Annotated in this window: 4 protein-coding genes; 1 reads left to right on the forward strand and 3 read right to left on the reverse strand. The window is 68.3% G+C overall.

What is annotated here, in order from left to right; genetic code table 11:
• Nucleotides 1-195 precede the first annotated feature (195 nt).
• Entirely contained in the window at nt 196-2,055 is a 1,860-nt protein-coding gene (glmS, locus tag G6016_RS14745; RefSeq protein ID WP_182633370.1) for a glutamine--fructose-6-phosphate transaminase (isomerizing), read from the reverse strand.
• 166 nt (nt 2,056-2,221) lie between these two features.
• Between glmS and G6016_RS14750 the strand changes: the two genes are divergently transcribed.
• A complete protein-coding gene (locus tag G6016_RS14750; RefSeq protein ID WP_338403631.1) occupies nt 2,222-3,094 on the forward strand; it encodes a dienelactone hydrolase family protein in 873 nt (290 codons plus the stop codon).
• A 54-nt stretch (nt 3,095-3,148) separates the two neighbouring features.
• Here G6016_RS14750 and G6016_RS14755 read toward each other — a convergent pair whose 3' ends face one another.
• Together G6016_RS14755 and G6016_RS14760 are read right to left on the reverse strand one after the other, a co-directional pair.
• Nucleotides 3,149-4,789, reverse strand: coding sequence for a vWA domain-containing protein (locus tag G6016_RS14755; protein ID WP_182633372.1), 1,641 nt, complete (start codon nt 4,787-4,789; stop codon nt 3,149-3,151).
• Between the two features lie 297 nt (nt 4,790-5,086).
• Nucleotides 5,087-6,070 (reverse strand): hypothetical protein, encoded by a 984-nt coding sequence (locus G6016_RS14760; protein ID WP_182633373.1) that lies wholly within the window; start codon nt 6,068-6,070, stop codon nt 5,087-5,089.
• Nucleotides 6,071-6,105: the final 35 nt, after the last annotated feature.

The following is a 6,105-nucleotide window of genomic DNA, read 5'->3' on the forward strand; positions in this document are numbered from 1 at the left end:
GCCGGTCCGCTCCCGCACGAGCGCCGCGGTGTGGTGGGCCAACCCGGCGGCGGCCCGGCGCATGACCGCATCCGGGTCGCCGGAGGCCTCGGCGGCCGCGATGAGCGGGGCCTCCGCAGACCGAACGACCTCGACGGAGTGTGCACGCAGCATTGTCGTCGTCGTCCCCCGGTTGTGATCTTTCGCGCGGTGGGGTTACTCCACCGTGACGGACTTGGCGAGGTTGCGGGGCTTGTCCACGTCGTAACCACGCGCGGCGGCGACCTCGGCGGCGAACGCCTGGTACGGGATCGTCGCGAGCAGCGGCTGCAGCAGCGTGGTGGAGGCGGGGATCGGGATGAAGTAGTCGGACAGCGGCTTGACCACCTCGTCGCCCTCCTCCGCGATCACGATGGTGCGGGCACCGCGCGCCTTGATCTCCTGGATGTTGCTCACCAGCTTGGAGTGCAGGACGCCGCGGCCCTCGACGGGAGGCATCACCACAAAGACGGGAAGGCCCTCCTCGATCAGGGCGATCGGCCCGTGCTTGAGCTCGCCGGCCGGGAAGCCCTCGGCGTGCATGTAGGCGAGCTCCTTGAGCTTGAGCGCACCCTCCAGCGCCGTGGGGTAGCCGACGTGGCGGCCCAGGAACAGCACGGACTTGGAGTCGGCGAGCTCGCGCGCGATCTCGCGGACCGGCTCGAGGGAGTCCACGACCTTCTGGATGGCCTCGGGCATGCGCTCGAGCTGGCGGAACTCGGCGGCCACCTCGTCGGGGAACTTGGTGCCGCGCGCCTGCGCCAGAGCCAGGCCCACGAGGTAGTTGGCGGTGATCTGCGCGAGGTAGGCCTTGGTGGAGGCCACGCCGATCTCGGGGCCGGCGTGTGTGTAGAGCACGGCGTCGGCCTCGCGCGGGATCTGCGAACCATTCGTATTACAGACGGCCAGGACGCGCGCCTTCTGGTCCTTGGCGTGCCGCACGGCCTCGAGCGTGTCGGCGGTCTCGCCGGACTGGGAGATGGCCACCACCAGCGTCGAGCGGTCCAGAACCGGGTCGCGGTAGCGGAACTCCGAGGCGATCTCGACCTCGCATGGCAGGCGCGTCCAGTGCTCGATGGCGTACTTGGCCACGAGCCCCGAGTGGTAGGCGCTGCCGCAAGCGATGATGAACACCTTGTCGACGTCGCGCAGTTCCTGGTCGGAGATGCGCTGCTCGTCCAGCACGATCCGGCCGTCCTGGAACTTGCCCAGCAGCGTGTCGGCCACGGCGGTGGGCTGCTCGGCGATCTCCTTGAGCATGAAGTAGTCGTAGCCGCCCTTCTCGGCGGCCTCGAGGTCCCAGTCGATGTGGAACGTGCGGCCCTCGAGGGGCTCGCCGGCGAAGTTCGTGATCTCGTAGCCGTCGGCGCGCATCACCACGACGTTGTCCTGGCCCAGCTCCACGGCCTCGCGGGTGTGCTCGATGAACGCGGCCACGTCCGAGCCGAGGAACATCTCGCCCTCGCCGACGCCCAGCACGAGCGGGGTGGAGCGGCGGGCGGCCACCAGCACATCGGGGTGCTTGGCGTGGCTGAACACCAGCGTGAACGCGCCCTCGAGGCGGCTCAGTACCGCGCGGCAGGAGGCCACGAAGTCGCCCGCGGTCTCCCCCTCGGCCATGGCGCGCGCGACGAGGTGCGCGGCGACCTCGGAGTCGGTGTCCGAGGACAGCTCGACGCCGGCGTTCTCGAGCTCGGCGCGCAGCGGCGCGAAGTTCTCGATGATCCCGTTGTGGACGATCGCCACATCGCCGGAGACATGCGGGTGCGCGTTCCGGTCCGTGGGACGGCCGTGCGTGGCCCAGCGCGTGTGGCCGATGCCGGTGGTGCCGGGGAATCCGGCGTCCCCGCCCTCGGCGCCGAGCGCTTCTTCCAGGTTGGCGAGCTTGCCCGCGCGCTTCTCGACCCGTACCTTCCCGGCTCCGTCGAGAATGGCGGCGCCCGCCGAGTCATAGCCGCGGTACTCCATCCTCCGCAGGGCCTCGACGACGACAGGGAGAGCAGCCTGCTGGCCCACATATCCGACGATTCCGCACATGGTCGCCAAGTGTAGCCAGCACAGGGGCCGACCCAGGAAACCATCCGCTGCACGTCGCCGGACCGTACGACAGCGCGCTAGTGAGACGTCCACATGGCGGCACCGGCCCCCATCGCTCCGCGGGCCCGGCCCCCTCAACCCCACCGGAGGCGATACTGTTAACTGCGTGGCCATCAAGACCAAGGAATTGCACGCGAAACTGGGCCGGCGCGGCCCGTACGGGGTGGATACCGGCGACCTCGGCTTCACCGGCTCGCCGGGCGCGGTGTTCGTGCCGCGTGACGCCCCGTCACCAGCCCCGGTCGTGGGGTGGGCGCATGACTGGACCAAGGGTCCGCAGTACTACACGGACACCCTGAAGCACCTCGCGTCGTGGGGTTTCGTGGTGGTGGCCCCCGCGACCGACCGTGGCGGCCGTCCCAATCACCAGCAGTTCGCGGACAACCTGTCGGCCGCGATCGAGGACACCCTGCAGGCCCGGTTGGGTCGCGGGAAGGTGCGTGCGGATCCGCGTCGGATCGCCGTGGCCGGTCATGGTCTCGGTGGTGGCGTGGCGGCGCTCCTGGCCTCGCAGCGCACGGATATCGATGCGGTGGCGATGGTCTTCCCCGCGGAGACCGTGCCCTCGGCCGCCCAGCGCGCGATGCTCATCGACGCCCCCGGGCTGCTCCTGTCCGCCTCCGGTGGGGTGCGTGGCGAGGACGCCGCGGCGTTGCAGCTGGCCTGGCGTGGGGATCTGGTGCACCGCCGCCTGGAAAAGGCGATTGAGTCGGGGCTGGTGGAGCGCAATTCGCTGATCGGCCAGGTCGGCCTCGCCGACCCGGATCGTAGGACGCAGCGCACCGTCCGGCCGCTGGTGGCGGGTTACCTGTTGGCAACGCTTGGGGGCGACGACGACTACGCCGCTTTTGCCGACCCCGACACCAAACTCAAGGACACCGAATTGATCTCTAAGGAGAAGTTGGCCGAGGAGGCCGAGGAGCTCGTTCCTTCGGCTCCCCCGCTGCTCAAGCTGGTGAAGGGCTTCACCGGCGGCTGAGGCGGCTCACGCGGCTTGCCCCGAGCGCAGGCGCGGCTGCAAACCACGCCCGGCTCAGTCCATTTCCAGGAACACCACACCGTCCAGCTCAAGTGGCCTGAGGGGCGGCGTCGTGCCATGCGCCGGCGCGTGATAACCAGTCCAGAATTCTCCGCTGGTATCGAAGGCGCTCTGACCCGTCGGGGCCCAGAGCGCGCCCTCCCCCTGGCTCAGGTAGACGGGTGTCGCATCGGGGCGGTCGATGTCGGCCCTACCTTGGAAGTAGTACGTCGCCCCCGTCCCCTTCACTGACACCCATACCGGCAATGGGTCGATCATCCGCAGCGAGGTGTCCCGGCCCTCGATCACGCGAATATTGTTGTGCCGGGCGTAGTACCTGCCTCCCCGAGGGGTTGCACACCACGCGGTTTCTCCATTGGTGGAGCAGAAGTACGACTTCGCATCAGGGAACTCGTCCTGGTAGCAGGAGTAGAAGTCACCACGCCACCGTTGGCACACCCACAGTTCGTCGTTACCGGGTCCGATCTCTTCGAACTCCGACGAGAGCGTGCCGTCCTCCTGGAACGGTGTGTAGACCATGATCTCGGTCTGACCGACCATTCTCGAATCTTGGCGATAGCTCGTCGATTCGAAGTAGCCGGACCCGGCAACTGGTGCCATCCATTCGGCGCCGCCACCGTTGGTGTCCGAGCCTGCCGAGGCAGACGGCGGCAGGCACTCGCAGAGGACGATGTCGGTGATGGTGTCGCCATCGGTCCCGACCTTCCATGCGGTCCCGGCCTCACGGCTAGCCACGAAGTAGCGGACGTTCGAGGTTCCCTTCATGGCCTCCTCAGCGCCGCTGGAGTTCGCAGCCTCGGCAGGAGCGTCGACCTCGTCGCCGTATATTTCCGTCGCCCTGTCGAGGGAGTCGCCAACGGTCAGACCGTCGACCGTGCGACCGTCATGCGGCCGGACTTCCACCACCACGCCGTCGCCGTCAAAGACATAGTCACAGTCGACGTAGGTGATGACCGTGTAGTCGCCCTCGGTCACGCCGTCGCCCTGACCCGGGAAATCGTCGTGGGCTGCGCTGATGTCGTTGTAGTGCGCACCCACATCGATCCCGCCCAGACCAGTGGGGGTCAGCGCGGCGGCATTCTGATCGGTGTCGCGCGCAGCCAGCACGCGGGAGGCCAGCTGGTCGGCGTCATCCGCGGTGACGAACAGCCCGCCGGTGGTCCGCGCGATGCACGCCAACTCCGGGGTCGCGGTCTTAAAACCGACCGTCGAGATGCGCAGACCCGGATTCTGTTCCTTGAGCTCCGCGGCCGCCTCACACGGCGGATCGCCACAGGCATCCTCGCCGTCGGAGACCACGATGATCGCCGCATCCCCCTCCGGCAACAGCCCCGCAGCCTGCCTCAGCGACTCCGCGATCGGCGTGTACCCACGCGGCTCCAGGCCGCCGACCTCCGCGAGAAGCGCCACCCGATGCCCGTCCGAGCCCAACTCCACCGGCTCCGCCAGCGTCGTCACGTCCTGGCATCCTGCGGCCTGAGACTCCGGCGCATCATCGGTCGACGTGCCGTAGGTGACCAAACCCAGCACCGCCTCATCGGGCAGTCCCTCGATCAACCCATTCGCCGCAGCTTTTGCCGCGTCAATGCGAGGCCCCGGCGCATCGTCGGTCAGCATCGACGCGGATGCGTCCATCACCAAGACCGTCGGCTCCCCGGCAGCGTCGTCGCCCCCGATGCCAAGGGCGCTGCACCCGGTGAGGACCAACGCCAGCGCCGCTACCCCAGCTGACGCACCGCGCATCCGGCGAGCGGCTGCGCCACGAGTACCGGGCTGGCGAGGGACGTCACGACGAGACCTGGAATTGAAGGCGGTGAACACCCCGCGATGATCCCAGCGAAGCGCCCGAGTGTCTGTCCCCCAAACGACCGACACGGACCAGCTGCCCAGGTCAGGGCCTAGGTCAGGGGCTAGATCAGAGTCGACTGACCACTACTCGAAGAACACCGCCCGCACGACCTGCACCGGCTGAAGCGGGGTGGACCCGACGCTCGCTTTCAGGGACGTCCAGGTTCCGTCGGTGGTGAACACGCCCTCGCCGTTCTCCGCCCACAGTCGCTCGTAGTCGTCGCAGGAGTAGAAGTGGTCCGCGCTCGGATTCAGATTGCCCGGCACGAGACCGAACCGGCAACGCTGCCCATTCGAGAGGTCGACATACACCGGCAGCGGGCCGGAGTCCGGACGCCTGCTGCCGCTGGCTGGTTGAGACGATCCGTACAGGGCCCGGACGAAATTGGGCTCGCCGGATCCCTGGTAGTCGGGGCACCAGACGTACTCTCCGTCGGTGGAACAGTACTCAACCGCCATGCCTGTATGTTCCTGTCCGCAGGTCAAAAACCCTTCCGGGGAGTCCGAACAGATCCACGGGAACTGCAGTTCATCGCGAACCTCGAAGCCCGGCGCGAGCGAGCCGTCGTCGAGGTACGGCCGGTAGGTGACGAGTTCGGTCTCCCCCGATTTCTTGGTCGCCTTCCCCGACCCATCATCCGCAGCGCTCGCCTCGGTGGTCTCGCTCGACTCGCCGGAGCCACCGCCGGGCGGACGCACCTCCACCACCACGCCGTCCGAGTCAAAGACGTACTCGCGGTCGGCGTAGGTGATCACCGTGTTCGCACCCTCGGAAGTACCGGCGCTCTGCTCGGGAAAATCGGGATACGTGGCGCGGATGTCGTCGTAGTGCGCGCCCACTTCGATCTCCACGACCCCGGCGGACGACACCTCGGCGGCAGTCGCCTCGTCCCCGGCCGCCGAGCCGCCCTCGGCCGCGTCACCGCCGAGACCACCGCAGGCCGACAGGACCAACGCCAGCGCCGCTACCCCAACGGCCGCGGCATGCACTCGGCGTGCGCCGAAACTCGGAGCAACGCCCCGGCGAGAGACGTCACGACGAGACCAGAAGGAAGAGGCGTTGAGCACCCCGTGATGATCTCAGCGAAGCGCCCGCCTGTCTG

This window comes from Dietzia aerolata (genome assembly GCF_014144865.1).
Taxonomy (GTDB): domain Bacteria; phylum Actinomycetota; class Actinomycetes; order Mycobacteriales; family Mycobacteriaceae; genus Dietzia; species Dietzia aerolata.